We start from the raw sequence: 15,853 nt of genomic DNA, 5'->3' as shown, positions 1-15,853 counted from the left end.
ACGCCGCTCATCGTGCCGCTTCCGTCAGCACGAGGGCGAGAAAGCGTCTCCCGTCAACCGACCCGACACGGCAGGTCCGTTGCGGAGTCACCCCCGGAGCCGGAGACGACGTACCCGAACGTCGTACTCTTCCCCGGATCCAGCGAGCCGTTCCAGTTGGCGTTGTGCACCATCACGTCCTGGCCGCTGTAGGTCGCGTTGCCGCTCCACAGGCTGTCGACCTTCTGGCCGCTCGGCAGCTTCCAGTCGACCATCCAGCCGAGCATCGGGACGTCGCCGGAGTTGGTGACGGTCACCTCGGACTGGTAGCCGCCGTTCCAGCTGCCCGTCGTCTTGCGGGTGGCCGTGCAGGTGCCCGGCACCGGGCCGGTGGGGTCGCCCGGGTCGTGGACGCCGGTGACCTCGCCGTTGCCGCCGTCGAAGACGACGTCGGAGCAGGAGTAGAAGGTCTCGGCGCTGTCCGAGCGCTGCCACACCATGTAGATGATGTGGCGTCCGGACTTGTCGGCCGGAAGCTGGCCGGACCAGGAGTAGTTGGCCTCGACCGTGCCGGGACTGCCGTTGAGCGGCGGGTGGTCGACCGAGAGGAACGGCTGCTCCTCCATGTCGTCCCAGGTGAGGGTCTGCTTCGGGTCGAAGCCGTCCTTGGTGATGTAGACGTAGAACCAACCCGGGTGCGCGGCCCAGGCGTTGTACGAGAAGTCGACCGTCGCGCCCGAGGTGAGATGGGTGAGCGGCCAGTCGTCGCGGGCCGCGTTGAAGCCCGTGAAGTTGGTGTTGCCGCCGCTGCACAGCTCGCCGTCCGGGACGAAGCCGCGGGTGCGGCCGGCGCCGTCCGAGCGCAGCACCGAGAACCAGTTGTAGAACGGCGTGGTGCCGCTGACCTGCTGGGCGTTCTTGCAGGCCGGGTTGACCGGCTTGATCTCACCGGTGTCGGTCAGACCGTCCTGCCAGCACAGGAAGGTACGGCTGGCGGGCTTCATCGGGGTGCCGTGGGCCTCGGCCTCGCCGCCCGCCGTGACGACCAGGCTGAGCGCCGGGATCGTCGCGAACAGGGCCACCAGGACGAGGAAGAGGGCTCTGGCGCGGGTGGGGAGGGGAAAGCGGGTGGGGAGCACCAAGCGTCGTGGGGGATCCGCAGATCTCTCTGATTTTGTCATGATCATGACAGATCAGTCCGTTCCTTGAGGTACGGGCCGTGTGGATGTGTGTGCGGATGCGGGAGGGTGGGGCGCGCCCCTGGAAGTGGGTTCCGGTCCACTCCTATGGGAGCGCTCCCACCCCACCTCCCTGGGAAGCTAGCGCCGAGCGGCTCACTTGTAAACGCCTGGAGCACCGGCGCGGATGCTCAGCCCTTGACGGCGGAGCTGGCCACACCCTGGACGAACCACCGCTGGAAGAAGGCGAAGATGACCAGGACGGGCAGGACCAGGAGGACACCGAAGGCGAGGATCTGGCCCCAGTCCGGGGGCTGTTGGCCCTGGAAGACGCTCATCTCCAGCGGCAGCGGGCGGACCGACGGGTCGGAGATCATCAGCACCGGCCACAGGAACGAGCCCCACTGGATGAGGAAGGTCAGGATCGCCACGGAGGCGAAGGCCGGCTTCGACATGGGGACGATGATCGCGAAGAAGGTGCGCCAGGGGCCCGCGCCGTCGATCCGGGCCGCTTCCTCGATGCTCGGCGGGATCGAGCGGAAGAACGTGTGGAACTGGTAGACCGAGAAGGCGTTGGCGATGAAGGGGAGCGCCAGGATCAGGAGGGTGTTGCGCTGGTCGTTGAACATGTAGAACAGCGGCACGGCCACCGACTCGAACGGGACCAGCATCAGCAGCAGGATGAGCGTGAAGACGGCGTCCCGTCCGCGCCACTTGAGCCGTGAAAGCCCGTACGCCGCCATGGAGTTGACGAACAGACCCCCCGTCACCACCACGAATGCCAGCAGCAGCGAGACGCCCATGAAGCGCCAGAAGTAGCCGGTGCTGTCGGAGTTGAGGCTGTCGAGGACGGCGGAGTAGTTGTCGAAGGACAGGTGGGTGGGGAGGAAGCCGGACAGGCCGTTCAGTACCTCGTCGGACGGCTTGAGGCTGCCCAGGAACAGGTAGATCACGGGCAGGACGAAGATGAAGGCCAGCACGCTGAGTACGGCGTAGTCCATGAAGCGGCGCAGGGGCTTGACGGTCGTGCCCATGGGTCAGTCCTCGTTTCCGGGCCGGACGACGCGGCGCTGGATGAGCGTCAGGACGACGACGATCAGGAAGAAGACGACGGTGATCGCGGACGCCTGGCCGATGTTGTTCTGGTCGAAGGCCGTGGTGACGGCCTGGTACATCACGGTGCGGGTGGCGTCCTCGTCGAGGCCGCCGCCGCGGACGAGGACGTACACCTGGTCGAAGACCCGGAAGGACAGCACCGAGGTGAGCATCGCGACGAAGACGAGGGTGCCGCGGATGCCGGGCAGGGTGACGTGCCGGAACTGCTGCCAGCGGGAGGCGCGGTCGAGTGCGGCTGCCTCGTAGAGCTCGCCCGGGATCTGCTGGAGGCCGGCGAGCAGGATGACCATCTGGAAGCCGACGCCCTGCCAGATGGACAGGACGATGATCGAGGCCATCGCGGTGGCACCGTCGCCGAGCCAGTCGAAGGCACCCCAGTTGCCGAAACTCACCGCGTGCAGAGCGGAGTTGAGCATGCCCTGGTCGCTGCGGGCGAGGATGAGCCGCCAGATCACGGCGACCAGCGCCATGGGGAAGACGACCGGCATGAAGAAGAGGGACCGGAACAGGCCGATCGCTTTCAGCTTGCGGTTGAGCAGGATCGCCAGCCCGAGTGCCAGGGCCGTCTGCACGGGTACGACGACCACGGCGAAGGTCAGGTTGTTCAGCAGCGCCCGCAGGAACGGGCCGGACAGGTCGGGATCGGTGAACAGCCTTCGGTACTGCTCCAGGCCGAAGAAGGACGGTGCCAGCGGGGAACCGAGGCGGACGTTGTAGAAGGAGAGGACGACGGCGTAGCCGAACGGGACGCCGACGAAGGCGATGAGTCCGACGACGGCCGGGGCGGACATGAGCAGTCCGTGCAGCCAGTCGCGGTTCTGGCGGCCCGGCCGCGTCGATCGCGTCGATCGCGCGGGCTTCACGGATGTCATGGATGTCTTGGTTCGGGCCTGCTCCGGGCCGGGCGGCGCGGTGTGCGCGGGTTCCACGGATGTCACGGGAGGGTCCTGTTCCCGGCGGGGCGGGCGCGGCTGGCGCGCCCGCCCCGGCCGATGGGTCCTACGGGATCTTGTAGCCGGCGTTGTCGGAGAAGTCCTGGTCGATGGCGCGGGCGGCCTTTTCCAGGGCGCTCTTCGGGTCGGCGCCGCCGTAGATGGAGTTCAGGGCCTCGCTGAACTTCGACGTGATCACGGGGTATCCGGGGGTCACCGGGCGGGTCACGGCGACGCAGGACTTGGTGATGTCGGTGTCGCCGCAGGGCTTGGCGAGCTGTTCGGAGAAGAGCTGGAGCGGGCCGCCCTGCTGGTAGAGCTCGCTCTTGGCGAGCGCGGTCTTGGTGGCGGGCACCGCCCCGTTGGCCGTCGTCATGGCGGTGACGTTGGTGTCGTCGAGGAGATAGTCCATGAACGTGCCGGCTGCCTTGGCGTTCTTGGTGTCGGCGCCGATGCCCCAGGCCCAGGAGCCCTGGCCGGTCTTGGGGCCGTTGCCGAAGTCGGGCAGCGGCAGGACGACGAGGTCGTCGCCGAGGGCCTTGCTGTAGGCGGGGTACATCCAGTGGCCGACCCAGCTCAGGGCGACGCGGCCCTTGGCGAAGGCGTTGCCGTCGGTGTTGGGGTCGACGTAGGTCTTCCAGGACTGGAAGGTCTTCATGGCCGAGACCACGGGCGGGGTGTCGAGGGCGCCTTCCGCCTTGCCGTCCTTGAGGAGGGAGCCGCCGGCGGACCAGACGATCGGGGCGAAGCCGTAGGTGCCCCACTCGTTGGCGTAGCCGCTGGCCTCCTGGAGGTCGAGGGGCTTGCCGTCGGAGTCCTTGGCCTTCAGCGCCTTGAGCGCGGCGGTGAACTGGGCTGCCGTCCAGTCGTCGGACAGGCCCTTGGGGTACTTCACCCCGGCCGCGTCGAGCAGCTTCTTGTTGCCGTAGATCCCGAGGCCGGAGTCGTACATGCCCAGGCCGTAGTGCTTGCCGTCGACCTCGCCCTGCGCCTTGCTCCCGTCGGTGGCGTTGGCCATGGTCTTGGCGGAGACGTAGGTGTCTATCGGGGCGAGCTTCTTGTTGTAGACGAAGCTCGCCATCGTCGGGCCGTCGAACTCCATCACGTCCGGCAGTTCGGAGGCGGCGGTGGCCGTGATGACCTTGGTGTAGTCGACGTCGGGGATCAGCTTCAGCTCGGCCTTGACCGCGCTCTGCGAGGAGTTGAAGGACTTCACCGCGTTCTGTAGCGCGCTGGTCTCGTTCTTCTGGCCCTGATGGGCCCAGACACTGATGGTGCCCTTGCCGCTCCCGGCCTCGGCGGAGGCATCGGTGCCGCCGCCCCCGCCGCAGGCGGCCAGCGCCATCAGGGGGCCGAGGGCCAGGCCCGTGAGAGCTGTGCGGCGGTACTTTCTGCTGGTCGGGCTCATGGCTGTGCCTCCGTGCTGTGGCGAGGGTTCGTGGCGCTGACGTGCTGTCCGGGCGGGGGGTGTGGGCTCAAGGGGTCGCTGAGGACGGGGGGTGTGGGCTCAAGGGGTTGCTGAGGGCGGGGCGGTGGTCTCGCGCAGGACGAGACGGATGGGCATCTGTACCTGGCCGGGTGGTTCGGCGTCGGGTTCGTCCAGCTGACGCAGCAGCAGCCGGGCGGCCTCGGCGCCCTGTTCGGCGACCGGCTGGGCGACGGTGGTCAGGCCGACCACGTCGGCGAGTTCGTGGTCGTCGAAGCCGACGACGGACACGTGGTCCGGCACCCTGAGCCGGTGACGGCGCAGGGCGCGCAGGGCGCCCATGGCCATCTCGTCGGACTGCGCGAACACGGCGGTCGGCGGGCGGGAGGCGGCCAGCAGTCGGGTCATGGCCCGCTCGCCGCCCTCGAGGGTGTAGTCGCCGTCGGCCTCCAGCGCCGGGTCGTGCGCTATCCCGGCGCCGGCCAGGACGTCCAGATAGGCGTTGCGGCGCTCGATGGGGGTGGTCCAGTGCTGCGGCCCGCTGGACCCGCTGATCATGCCGATGCGGCGGTGGCCGAGGTTGACCAGATGCCGTACGGCGCTCTCCGTCCCGGCCCGGTCGTCGATGCCGACCACGGTGTAGCCGGGCCGGGGGCCGCCGACGGTGGTGGCCAGCGGGACGCCCAGCGAGTTCAGTGCGGCGGACTCCTCCTCGTCGGGGATGAGGAGCGACAGCACGGCGTCCACCCGCTTGCGGACCGGCAGCCTGGTGAAGAAACGCTTGCGTGTCTCCGGCGAGCCCAGGTTGTACAGCAGGACGTCGTACCCCGCGGCGCTGAAGACCTGCTCTGCGGCGTCCACCACCGTGCCGAAGAACCAGCGGCCCACATACGGGACCACGACCCCGATGGTGAAGGTGCGCCCGCTGGCCAGACTCGACGCGGAACGCGAGGCGGTGTAGCCGAGCCGGGCGGCGACGGCCGCGATCTGCGCCCGCACCTCGTCGGACACGCCCGGCCTTCCGCGCAGCGCGCGGGACACGGTGGACGCCGAGACTCCGGCGGCGCGGGCGACATCGGTGATGCTGGCCGTCACGGCGCATTCCTCCCGTTGATTTCACGTCGGTGTGATCTGTGGGTGACGAGACCGTAAACCCGCCCATCTTGTTGCGCAAGCGTTTGCGTTCATATTTACTGGGGCCGATCTCTCAAGAGACCGTTTTGTTATCGAGCGTCAGCGCACGCGTTTGGGCGCTGTGGAGCCGACAGGAACTGTGCATGCGATACGCCCCGCCCGGCCTCTGCGTGAACGACTTCGCCCTCCTGCGGGAGGAGGACGGCACGTACGGGGTGCTGCACCTCCAAGGGCCCTGGACAAGCGAGTTCGACCATCTGCGGATGGAGACCTCCTACGGCCGGGCCACCTCCGCCGACCTGGTCCACTGGCAGCCCCAGGGCACCGTCTTCGGCAACGGGCTGCCCGGCCGCTTCGACCAGCAGGCGGTGTGGACGATGCACCCGTTCCGGCACGGCGACGGAATGGCGATGTTCTACACGGGCGTCTGCGGTCTCACCCCGGACGGCTGGCCGCTCCAGTCGGTCGGGCTGGCGTACTCTGACCGCACGGACGGCACGGGCTGGCGGCGCCACGGGACCGGGCCGGTCGTCGAGGCCGACCCGCGCTGGTACCGCACCGGGGAACAGATGGGCTGGCGCGACCCCTTCGTCGTACGCGATGACGACGACACCGGCTGGGCCATGGTCATCTGCGCCAGCGACGCCTCCCTGCCCGCCGAGGTCAGCGGCTGCGTCGCCCTGGCTCTCTCCGACGACCTCGAACACTGGACCGTGCAGCCCCCGCTCCTCTCGCCGGGCGACGTCGACCAGTTCGAGTGCCCGGTCCTCGAACGCCTCGACGACGGCAGCTGGCTGCTCATCGGCTCCATCCAGGCCACCCGGCGCCTCGAAACCTGGACCGCACCCCGCCTGGACGGCCCCTGGACCAGGCGTGGCCCCTTGGCCCCGACCGGCGCCTACGCACCCCGCGTGATCGCCGCGCCCGACGGCTCCCGTGTCGTGCTGCACACCACGCCCCGCAGGGTCGGTCTCAGCGACGCCGGGGAGCACTGTCGCGGCATGCTGGCGCAGCCGAAGTCGCTTGTGGTGGAGGGTGATTCGGCTCCCCGCCTGGAGTGGTGGCCCGGCCTGAACGCCTGGCTCGGTGAGGAGACGGACCGCCCCGCCCCGCACGCGGTCGGCGACATCGGTATCACCGGGCCGGTCGAGATCACCCTGCGCACGGATGCCCCGGACAGTGACCGTCCCGTCCTCGCGGTGGGCTGCGACGGCAAGAACCTCTGGGTCACCGGCCCCGACGGGACCCGGCTCGGCGAAGCCGTCCTGACGGACCCCGCCGCCACGCTCCGCATCCTCACCGTCGGCGAGTACGTCGAGGTCTACGCCGACAACGTCTTCGCGCTGACCACCCTGTGCTACTCCGGGCACCCCGCCCCGTGGACGGCCGTCACCGAAGGACGCGCGCACACCATCCCCGTCCGCCCGATCCGGCTGCCCGACCCGCGGCGCGACGACGCCTCCGCCGTCTGGCCCGGCCCGTCACCGCGCTGACGCGAACTCCCCTTTGGAAAGGCCCAGTCATGCCCGCCGTGAACGTCACCGCCGACGGTCTCCGCTTTCCCGACGGCTTCCTGTGGGGAGCTTCGACCGCCGCCCACCAGATCGAGGGCAACAACGTCAACAGCGACTGGTGGCAGATGGAACACGGCGGCGGCGCCATCGCCGAGCCGAGCCTCGACGCCGCCGACAGCTACCACCGGTGGCGCGAGGACATGGACCTGCTCGCCCAACTGGGCTTCACCGACTACCGCTTCAGCATCGAATGGGCCCGCATCGAGCCCGCCCCCGGCCACTTCTCCAAGGCCGAGCTCGCCCACTACCGGCGCATGGTCGAGGGCGCCATCGAACGCGGCCTGCGCCCGATGGTCACCCTGCACCACTTCACCGTCCCGCGCTGGTTCGCCGAGCGCGGCGGCTGGACCGCGGACGGGGCGGCGGAGCTGTTCGAGCGGTACGTGCGGGCGACCGCGCCGGTCATCGGGACCGGCGTACGGCACGTGTGCACCATCAACGAACCCAACATGGTCGCGGTCGCCGGCGCCGTCCGGGAACTGGGCGCCGAAGCACCTCCTACGGCGGGCCTCCCGCTCCCCGACAAGGCCACCACCGACGCCCTGATCCGGGCCCACCACCGCGCCACGGCCGCCGTCAAGACGATCTCCGCCGACATCCAGGCCGGCTGGTCCATCGCCAACCAGGTCTACCAGGCCCTCCCCGGCGCCGAAGCCGTCACCGCGGCCTACCGCCACCCCCGCGAGGACGTCTTCATCGAAGCCGCCCGCGACGACGACTGGATCGGCGTCCAGTCCTACACCCGCACCCGGATCACCGCCGACGGCCCCGTCCCCGCGCCCGACGACGCCGAACGCACCCTCACCGGCTGGGAGTTCTACCCGCAGGCCATCGGATACGCCCTGCGCCACACGGCCGGGATCGTCGGCGACGTCCCCCTGATCGTCACCGAGAACGGCATCGCCACCGGCGACGACACCCGCCGCATCGCCTACACCACCGGAGCGCTCCAGGAAGTCTCCGCCGCCCTGGAGGACGGCCTCGACGTACACGGCTACTTCCACTGGAGCGCACTCGACAACTACGAATGGGGCTCCTACAAGCCCACGTTCGGCCTCATCTCCGTCAACCCGGACACCTTCGAGCGCATCCCCAAGCCCTCCGCCGCCTGGCTCGGCGGACTCGGTCGCGTGGGCGTACTGCCCCGGGCCACTCCCTGAGCTCTCCGCTTCACACCACGTACCCCCGTTGTTTGTCCACGACATTGCGCAGCGGGCGCCCCTCGCCGCGGCGGGTGAGGTTGTCCAGGAACAGTTCGGTGAGCGCTTCCTTCTCTCCGGTGGTCTCGCCCGCCGTGTGCGGTGAGACGATCACGCCCGGCATGTCCCACAGCGGCGACAGGCCGGGCAGCGGTTCCTGGGCGAAGACGTCCAGGGCCGCCCCGGCGAGGCGGCCCCCGGCGAGGTGCTCGATGAGGGCGTCCTCGTCGACCAGGGCGCCGCGGCCGACGTTGACCAGCCGGGCGCCGGGTTTCATGGCCGACAGCACGGAGGCGTCGACCATGCCCCGGGTGGATTCGGTGAGGGGGGCGGCGAGGACCACGTAGTCGGCGCCGGCCAGTGCGGTACGCAGCGTGGCGGGGCCGTGCACCGTGCCGAAGTCGCCGTCGTCCCGGCGGGGCGAGCGCCCGGCGCCGTACACCCGCATCCCGGCGGCGCGCAGCAGACGGGCGATGGCGCGGCCGATGGGTCCCGTGCCCCAGACCAGGGCGGTGCGACCGCCGATGCTCTCGCTCTCCCGGGGACGCCATTCGCGGCGCCGCTGGTGTTCCCAGGTGCCGGGGAAGTCCTTCGCTAGGGCGAGGACCAGGCCGAGGACGTACTCGGCGATCGGCTGGTCGTAGACGCCGCGCGAGTTGGTCAGGGTGACGCGCGGGTCGTCGACGAGGGCGGGGAAGAGGAAGGAGGCCACGCCCGCGGCGGCCGCGTGGACCCAGCGGGGCGCCTTCTCCGGGTCGTCGGGCCAGGAGGCGCGGACGGCCGGGGTGAGGGTGATCCACGCGAAGAGGGCGTCCGCGCCCGGGAGGACGTAGGGCAGTTCCTCCTCGGTCGCGTACACGGTGTCCGCGAGCTTCTCGATCCGTTCGGCGGCGGGCGGCAGGCCGCCGCGGTGCAGGACGACGAGTCGGTCAGCCACGTCCGCCTCCGGTCAGGGCGGCTAGTGCCCCGGCAGGCAACGTTTGCCCGTTAAGGAGCGGCGTCCGGTGCGTGCTCTCGGCGTGCCGGCCGGAAGCCCTCGTACTGGACGTACTTGGGCTTTCGGCCGGTGCGGCGAGAGGGCGTGCCGGGCGTCGCGACGGGGCGAACGTTGCCTGTCGGGGCACTAGGTGCTGGTGCGGGGTGCTGGTCATGGTGGGTGCCTTCTCGATGAGTCAGGATCGGCCGCGGCCGCGAAGGGGCGCTTCAGCGGATCCGGTCCTTGGCCCGGTAGTAGGCGCCCGCGAAGGGTAGGAACCAGGCCGTGCCGTTGTAGAAGGGGATGCGGGGCGCGGCGAGTCCGCGGACCGGGTTGGCCTCCGGGTGGCCGTCCATCACCTCGGCCATGACGCGTCCCATGTACGTCGCCATCTGCACGCCGTGACCGGCGTAGCCCATCGAGTAGTACACGCCGTCCGCGGTCTGCCCGGCGTGCGGGATGCGGTCCATCGCGAAGCCGACGCTGCCGCCCCACACGTACTCGACCTTGGTGCGGGAGAGCTGGGGGAAGATCTCGCGCATCTCGCGGAGGAGGACGGCGCCGCTCTTGTTGTCCGACTCGGGGTCGGAGGGTGCGAAGCGGGCCCGGCCGCCGAACATCAGCCGGTGGTCGGGGGTGAGCCGGAAGTAGTGGCCGATGTTCTTGGAGTCGACGATCAGCCGGCCGCGCGGGATGAGCGCGCGGGCGAGCTCCTCGCCGAGGGGTTCGGTGACGATGATGAAGCTGCCCACACAGACCTGCTTGCGGCGCAGCCAGGGGAAGGACCGGTCGGTGTAGGCGTCGGTGGCCATCATGACCTGCCCGGCGTCGACCACGCCGCGTGCCGTCTCGACCTGGAAGCGGCCGTTCGGGGCACGTCGTACATCGGTGGCCGCGTTGCCCTCGTGGATCTCCACTCCGGCCCGCTCCGCCGCCTCGGCCATGCCCCGCACGAAGCGGCCGACGTGCAGCCCCGCGCTCAGCGGATCGAGCAGGGCTCCGTGGTAGAAGTCCGAGCCGATCTCGGCCCGCAGCTCGCTCTTGCCGACGAGGGTCGTCTCGTGCCCGAAGTGGCGTGCCAGATCCCGCTGTTGGACCTGCTGGCGGGCGAAGTGCTCGGGCCGGTAGGCGACTCCGAGGCGGCCGACCCTGCGGAACTGGCAGTCGATGGATTCGGTGGTCACCAGTTCCTCGACGGTGTCCACGGCCTGTCCGTAGGAGTTGTAGATCTCGCGGGCCCGTTCGATTCCGTAGCGGCGGATGGCCTGGCCTACGCCGATGGTGAAGCCCAGGTTGCACATGCTGCCGTTGCGCGCGGAGGCTCCGGAGCCGATCTTCTCCTTTTCGACCAGGACGACGCGGGCTCCCTTGCGTGCGGCGTGCAGGGCGGTGGACAGGCCGGTGAGGCCGGCGCCGACGACCACCAGGTCGGCGTTCTCGGGGAGCGGCTTGCCGGAGCGGTCGGGGAACGCGTCGGCGGTGTCGATCCAGTACGGAATCGTCTTCAACTGGGCCTCCTGGCAGGTGCGGTGGGAGCAGGGGCCGTGCGGGCCGGGCACGGAAACGGTGCCCGGCCCGCACGGTCGTCAGCAGCCCAGCAGCTCGGGCAGCGTGGTCATGTCGCGCAGCTCTTCGTACTGGTAGGCGGCGGACCCCGGGAGCCCGCTCCGGTTGATCCACACCAGGCGGTTCAGGCCCAGGTCGTTGCCCGGGATGATGTCGTACTCCCAGCCCTGGGCGGCATGGATGACCTGCGCCGGAGCGATGTCCATCGTCTTGTACGCGTACTCGAAGGTCTGCCGGTCCGGCTTGTAGGCGCCGGCCTGCTCGGCGGTGATGACGTGGTCGAACTCGACGCCGATCAGCTCGATGTTCTGCTTGATCAGGTGGTCCTGGGTGTTGGAGATGATGGCGATCTCGTAGCGGGACTTCAGCCGCCGCAGCGCCTCGGGCACCTCCGGGAACGGCCCGAAGGTGGGGATCTGCGCGACGATGACGTCACCGTCGGAGTCCTGGTAGCGCAGCCCGTGCATCCGCATGGCCTTCTGAAGGCTGGAGCGCAGCACCTCGTCGTAGGGCCGGTAGGCCTCCAGGACCGCCTGGAAGCGCATGATGCGGAAGGTTTCGAGGAACGCCTTGGCGTCGACGCCCACTTCGTCGATGCGGTCCTGAAGCAGCTCCTGGGTGGGCCCGCTGAGGCGGAAGTCCACGAGGGTGCCGTAGGCGTCGAAGGTGACGATCTCTCGCATGGGAATCTCCTTGTACTGGGGGGATGGTGGAGTGAGGGGATGGCGGGGTCAGGGAATGGCGGGGTCGGTGGGCAGTGCGCCCTGGTTGTCCCGGCCGCCGCCGAGTCGGCGTACGACGCCGACCAGCGCGAGGGCCACGACGGCGACGGCGATGACCAGTGCGCTGACGGCGGTCACCGACGGGTCGACGTCGTACTGAAGGACGTTGAACATCTGGACCGGCACGGTCACGGTGTCCACGGAGGACAGGAACTGGGAGATGAAGAACTCGTCGAAGCTGGTGATGAAGGAGAAGATCGCGGCGGCGACCAGTCCCGGCATGGCCAGCGGGAAGGTGATGCGCCGGGCGACGGTGAGGCGTCCGGCGCCCATGCTGGCGGCGGCGTCCTCCAGCCGTTCGTCGATGCCCTTCAGCGTGGCCATCAGGATCATCACGGCGATCGGTGCGGCCAGCACGGTGTGGCCGAGTGCGATGGCGATCGGGCTGCCGAGCATCGCGGCGGGCTCGAACAGCAGGAACAGGCCCAGGGCGATGACGACTTGGGGGATCACCAGCGGGGCCAGGACCAGGCCGTAGACCGCCGTGCGCAGCGGCAGTTCGCTGCGCACCAGGGCCGTCGCCGCGGTCATCCCGAGGATGAGGGAGAAGACGGTGGTCAGCGCGGCGACCAGGGCGCTCAGGGAGAGCGCGGCCGGCCACTTGCTGCCGTCGGCGAACAGCTGCTGGTACCAGCCGAGGGTCCAGGAGTCGGGCGGGAAGGAGCCGAAGGCGTCCTTGCCGAAGGAGGTGACGACGATGACGACGATCGGCAGCGCCAGGAACAGCAGGATCAGCGCGGAGAAGACGGTGAGCGCGATGCGCCCGGCCAGGGTGGAGCGCAGCTCGATCACGAGGCCGCACCCCGCTTCCGGTACGCGTCGCCCGCCGACTTGGCCAGCTTCAGGAGCAGCAGCCCGGCGAAGGTGAGCAGCAGCAGGATGATGCCGAGCGCGGAGGCGCCGTTCCACTGGTTCTGCTTCATGACCTGCTCGTCGATGAGCGAGGCGACCATGGTCTGCTGCTCGCCGCCCATGAGGGCCGGGGTGAGGTAGTAGCCCAGGCACAGGATGAAGCACAGGACACCGGCGTTCACCACTCCCGGGGCAACCAGGGGAAGGTAGACCCGGCGGAAGATCACGATCCGTCCGGCGCCCATGCCGGCCGCGGCGGCGAGCAGCCGGCGGTCGATGCCGCGCATCACCGCGTACAGCAGCAGCACGGTGTACGGGAGCATCACGGAGGTGGTGCCGATGACGACTCCGAGCTCGTTGTAGAGCAACTGGAAGGGGGCGCCCGGGACGTGAAGGTCCGTCAGGGTGTTGTTGATGACGCCGTGTTCGCCGAGCAGGATGATCCAGCCGTAGGTGCGCACCAGCGCGCTGATGAAGTGCGGCACGACCACCACCACCATCACCAGGCCCGCCCACAAGGGCTTGAGCCGGGACACCGCGGCGGCCAGCAGGAAGCCGATGACCAGGGCGAGCAGCGAGGTCTCGGCGGAGATGCGCAGGGTGGTGAGCAGGATCTCCAGGTTGGCGCCCTGGAAGGCGTCGGCGTACCAGTGCAGCGTCCAGCCGCCCGCCTCGCCCTTGAGGCTGAGCAGCAGGGTGCTGAAGATCGGGTAGACGAAGAGGATCAGGAGATAGACGACGACCGGTGTGGCGTTGAGCAGACCGAAGCGGGTGCGGCGCTCGGACAGGGCGCGGCGCAGCCGGCCGGGGGTGGCGGCAGGCGCCGGTTTCGAGGCGAGGACGGATCCGGACATGGTGTTCATCCGCCTCCCTCGGCCTCGAAGACGCTGATGTCGGCGGCCTGGGCGGTCAGACCGACGCGCTCCGCGACCGCCGGGGCACGGCCGGCCGGCAGTTCCAGCCGTACGACGTCGCCGGGCGTGCCGTCGAGGAGGCGCACCGTCACCCGTACCAGCGTCCCCACATAGGTGACCGTCTCCACGGTCCCGGTACAGAAGCCCTCGGCCGGCGGACACAGCTCGAGCCGGCCGGGCTGGACCGCGGCCTGTACCCGCGCGCCGCGCGGCGGCGACTGGGGGCGGGCCCGCAGCAGTCCGCCGGTGTCCAGCCGTACGAGACAGTGCTCCGCCGTCCGCTCCTCCACCTGTCCGGGGAGGAAGTTGGCGGCGCCCAGGAAGTCGGCGACGAAGGGGGTGCGGGGGCGTTCGAAGAGCTCCTGCGGGGTGTCGAACTGGTCGACCAGGCCGTCCCGCATGACCGCGATGCGGTCGGAGAGGACCAGCGCCTCTTCCTGATCGTGCGTCACATAAATGACGGTCAGGCCGAGTTCGCGCTGGATGCGTTTGATCTCGGTCTGGAGCTGGTCGCGGAGTTTCTTGTCGAGGGCGCCCAGCGGTTCGTCCATGAGGATCACCGGCGGTCGGTAGACCAGCGCCCGGCACAGCGCCACGCGCTGCTGCTGGCCGCCGGACAGCTCGCGGGGTCGGCGGCGGGCCATGCCGGACAGCCCGGCCATCTCCAGGGTCTCGCCGACCCGGCGGCGCAGCTCCGCCTTCGGCACGCCGCGCAGTTGCAGCGGGAAGGCGACGTTCTCCCACACCGACAGGTGCGGGAAGAGCAGGTACTGCTGGAAGACGAAGCCCAGGCCGCGCTTCTGCGGGGCCAGCCGGGTCACGTCACGGCCGCCGACCACGATGCTCCCGGAGTCGGGCTCGCAGAACCCGGCGATCATCATCAGGGTGGTCGTCTTGCCGGAGCCGGAGGCCCCCAGGAAGGTGACGAACTCGCCCGCCGCGATCTCCATGGAGACCTCGTCGACGGCCGTGACGCCGCCGTAGGTCTTGCGCAGCGCGGTCACGGAAAGGGGTTTGCCGGTGCCCGGCGGGGAGACCACCGCGGGCTCGGACATCACCTCGGCCTCAGGCATGCGTCCACTCCTGCCAGCGCTTGGTGACGGTGTCCACGTTCTTGACCCACCACTCGACGTCGAAGTCGAATCCCGTCTCCAGGTGCTCGGGTGAGCCGGCCAGGTTGGCGGCGGCGCTGGTCGGGAGCTTCTTGTAGGCGGCGGGAACGACCGGCGCCATGGGGTAGATCGAGGCGTAGTGCGCCTGTACCTCGGGCCGCAGGCTGAAGTCGATGAGCTGGTAGGCGGCGTCGAGGTTGCCGGCGCCTTTGGGGATGCCCCAGCCGTTGCTCTGCCGGCGGGCGCCGTTCCACTGGTAGGCGAGCGGTGATCCCTGCTGGATGAGGGCGTCCAGACGGCCGTTCCAGACGCTGGACATGACCACCTCCTCGCGGCCGAGGAGCACACCGGGCAGGGCGCCGGTGTCCCAGAACTTCTTCACCGAACCCTTGATGGTGTCCAGGGACTTGAAGGCCCGGTCCAGGTCGAGCGGGTACAGCTTGTCCAGCGGTACGCCGTCGGCGAGCAGGGCGAACTCCAGTTCGGGCCGGTCGGCGTCCACGCTCTGGAGGGAGCGGCTGCCGGCAAACGCCTTGGTGTCCCAGAAGTCGGCCCAGGAGCCGGGCTTCTTCCCGCCGAAGGCGTCCGTGCGGTACGCCATCACGCTGGCCCAGTAGTTCTTGCCGATCGAGTTGGACGTGACGAGCGTCTTGGCGATGCCCGAGTTCTTGAAGTTCTTCAGCCGGTCGTAGTCCAGGTCCTCGGTCGCGCCCTCCTTGGCGAAGAGCACGTAGTCGATCATGGAGTCGTCGATGACGTCGAACTGCGGACGGCCCTGCTTGATCTGGGCGAGCATCTGGGCGTACTGGATGTTCGTGACCTTGATCTGGATGCCGGTCTCTTTGGTGAACGGGTCGTAGATCGCCTTCTGGTTGGCATCCCCGTAGGTGCCGCCGCTGTTGCGGACGACGAGCGTCTTGGAGCTCGTGCTGTCGCCGCCGCCGACGGACCGGCTGGTGCCGGTGCCGCAGGCGCTGAGCGAGGAGGCGGCGGCCGCCGCGACCAGGCCGCCTGCGGTGCGGAATAGGGTCCTGCGCGGTATCCGGTTGGCTTCCATGGCGGCGCCTCCTGGGCAACGGTGGGATACGGGGAGAGGACGTGCAGGGGGGTACG

General features: G+C 69.6%; 14 protein-coding genes. 2 read left to right on the top strand and 12 right to left on the bottom strand.

Annotated elements, in window-relative coordinates; all coding sequences use genetic code 11:
- Window positions 1-53: 53 nt before the first annotated feature.
- From AB0I77_RS03855 to AB0I77_RS03835, 5 genes are all read right to left on the bottom strand, one after another.
- Window positions 54-1,166 (bottom strand): lytic polysaccharide monooxygenase, encoded by a 1,113-nt coding sequence (locus tag AB0I77_RS03855; protein WP_363280713.1) that lies wholly within the window; start codon window positions 1,164-1,166, stop codon window positions 54-56.
- A gap of 182 nt (window positions 1,167-1,348) precedes the next feature.
- Window positions 1,349-2,191: a carbohydrate ABC transporter permease gene (locus tag AB0I77_RS03850; RefSeq protein ID WP_363280712.1), complete on the bottom strand. Its 843-nt coding sequence runs from the start codon at window positions 2,189-2,191 to the stop codon at window positions 1,349-1,351.
- Window positions 2,192-2,194: 3 nt separating this feature from the next.
- Window positions 2,195-3,145, bottom strand: a complete 951-nt coding sequence (locus AB0I77_RS03845) for a sugar ABC transporter permease (RefSeq protein ID WP_363280711.1) — start codon at window positions 3,143-3,145, stop codon at window positions 2,195-2,197.
- A 127-nt stretch (window positions 3,146-3,272) separates the two neighbouring features.
- Window positions 3,273-4,613, bottom strand: coding sequence for a sugar ABC transporter substrate-binding protein (locus AB0I77_RS03840; RefSeq protein WP_363280709.1), 1,341 nt, complete (start codon window positions 4,611-4,613; stop codon window positions 3,273-3,275).
- A gap of 99 nt (window positions 4,614-4,712) precedes the next feature.
- Window positions 4,713-5,726, bottom strand: coding sequence for a LacI family DNA-binding transcriptional regulator (locus tag AB0I77_RS03835; RefSeq protein ID WP_363280708.1), 1,014 nt, complete (start codon window positions 5,724-5,726; stop codon window positions 4,713-4,715).
- Window positions 5,727-5,908: 182 nt separating this feature from the next.
- Between AB0I77_RS03835 and AB0I77_RS03830 the strand changes: the two genes are divergently transcribed.
- Entirely contained in the window at window positions 5,909-7,258 is a 1,350-nt protein-coding gene (locus tag AB0I77_RS03830) for a mucin-1 (protein ID WP_363280707.1), read from the top strand.
- A 29-nt stretch (window positions 7,259-7,287) separates the two neighbouring features.
- The gene (locus tag AB0I77_RS03825) at window positions 7,288-8,499 is read left to right on the top strand and encodes a family 1 glycosylhydrolase (RefSeq protein ID WP_363280706.1); all 1,212 of its coding nucleotides are present in this window, start codon (window positions 7,288-7,290) and stop codon (window positions 8,497-8,499) included.
- A gap of 10 nt (window positions 8,500-8,509) precedes the next feature.
- Here the strand turns inward: AB0I77_RS03825 and AB0I77_RS03820 are convergent, their stop codons facing one another.
- The 7 genes from AB0I77_RS03820 to AB0I77_RS03790 all read right to left on the bottom strand — a co-directional run bounded on the left by AB0I77_RS03820 (window position 8,510) and on the right by AB0I77_RS03790 (window position 15,797).
- Window positions 8,510-9,475, bottom strand: a complete 966-nt coding sequence (locus AB0I77_RS03820; RefSeq protein WP_363280705.1) for a D-2-hydroxyacid dehydrogenase — start codon at window positions 9,473-9,475, stop codon at window positions 8,510-8,512.
- 266 nt (window positions 9,476-9,741) lie between these two features.
- Window positions 9,742-11,022, bottom strand: a complete 1,281-nt coding sequence (locus AB0I77_RS03815; RefSeq protein WP_363280704.1) for an FAD-binding oxidoreductase — start codon at window positions 11,020-11,022, stop codon at window positions 9,742-9,744.
- A 78-nt stretch (window positions 11,023-11,100) separates the two neighbouring features.
- Window positions 11,101-11,763, bottom strand: a complete 663-nt coding sequence (locus tag AB0I77_RS03810; protein WP_363280703.1) for a haloacid dehalogenase type II — start codon at window positions 11,761-11,763, stop codon at window positions 11,101-11,103.
- Between the two features lie 48 nt (window positions 11,764-11,811).
- Window positions 11,812-12,654 carry an ABC transporter permease gene (locus tag AB0I77_RS03805; RefSeq protein ID WP_363280702.1) on the bottom strand — a complete coding sequence of 281 codons (843 nt, stop codon included), beginning with the start codon at window positions 12,652-12,654 and terminating at the stop codon, window positions 11,812-11,814.
- Window positions 12,651-13,577 (bottom strand): ABC transporter permease, encoded by a 927-nt coding sequence (locus AB0I77_RS03800; RefSeq protein ID WP_363280701.1) that lies wholly within the window; start codon window positions 13,575-13,577, stop codon window positions 12,651-12,653. The genes AB0I77_RS03805 and AB0I77_RS03800 overlap by 4 nt, the downstream gene beginning before the upstream one ends.
- Window positions 13,574-14,701: an ABC transporter ATP-binding protein gene (locus AB0I77_RS03795; RefSeq protein ID WP_363280700.1), complete on the bottom strand. Its 1,128-nt coding sequence runs from the start codon at window positions 14,699-14,701 to the stop codon at window positions 13,574-13,576. The genes AB0I77_RS03800 and AB0I77_RS03795 overlap by 4 nt, the downstream gene beginning before the upstream one ends.
- On the bottom strand, window positions 14,694-15,797 hold the full coding sequence (locus AB0I77_RS03790; RefSeq protein ID WP_363280699.1) for an ABC transporter substrate-binding protein: 1,104 nt from the start codon (window positions 15,795-15,797) through the stop codon (window positions 14,694-14,696). Before AB0I77_RS03790 ends, AB0I77_RS03795 begins: the two co-directional genes overlap by 8 nt.
- Between the last annotated feature and the right edge of the window lie 56 nt (window positions 15,798-15,853).

This window comes from Streptomyces sp. NPDC050619 (genome assembly GCF_040654815.1).
In the GTDB taxonomy this organism is placed as follows: Bacteria; Actinomycetota; Actinomycetes; order Streptomycetales; family Streptomycetaceae; genus Streptomyces.
Note: the sequence above shows the minus strand (reverse complement) of the source record. Positions and strands in the feature narration are given on the sequence as shown.

Coding starts and splice junctions, on each gene's coding strand:
- AB0I77_RS03830 (WP_363280707.1), top strand. CDS start 5,909: ATGCGATACGCCCCGCCCGGCCTCTGCGTGAACGACTTCGCCCTCCTG.
- AB0I77_RS03850 (WP_363280712.1), bottom strand. CDS start 2,191: ATGGGCACGACCGTCAAGCCCCTGCGCCGCTTCATGGACTACGCCGTA.
- AB0I77_RS03840 (WP_363280709.1), bottom strand. CDS start 4,613: ATGAGCCCGACCAGCAGAAAGTACCGCCGCACAGCTCTCACGGGCCTG.
- AB0I77_RS03800 (WP_363280701.1), bottom strand. CDS start 13,577: ATGAACACCATGTCCGGATCCGTCCTCGCCTCGAAACCGGCGCCTGCC.
- AB0I77_RS03810 (WP_363280703.1), bottom strand. CDS start 11,763: ATGCGAGAGATCGTCACCTTCGACGCCTACGGCACCCTCGTGGACTTC.
- AB0I77_RS03790 (WP_363280699.1), bottom strand. CDS start 15,797: ATGGAAGCCAACCGGATACCGCGCAGGACCCTATTCCGCACCGCAGGC.
- AB0I77_RS03855 (WP_363280713.1), bottom strand. CDS start 1,166: ATGATCATGACAAAATCAGAGAGATCTGCGGATCCCCCACGACGCTTG.
- AB0I77_RS03825 (WP_363280706.1), top strand. CDS start 7,288: ATGCCCGCCGTGAACGTCACCGCCGACGGTCTCCGCTTTCCCGACGGC.
- AB0I77_RS03845 (WP_363280711.1), bottom strand. CDS start 3,145: ATGACATCCGTGAAGCCCGCGCGATCGACGCGATCGACGCGGCCGGGC.
- AB0I77_RS03795 (WP_363280700.1), bottom strand. CDS start 14,701: ATGCCTGAGGCCGAGGTGATGTCCGAGCCCGCGGTGGTCTCCCCGCCG.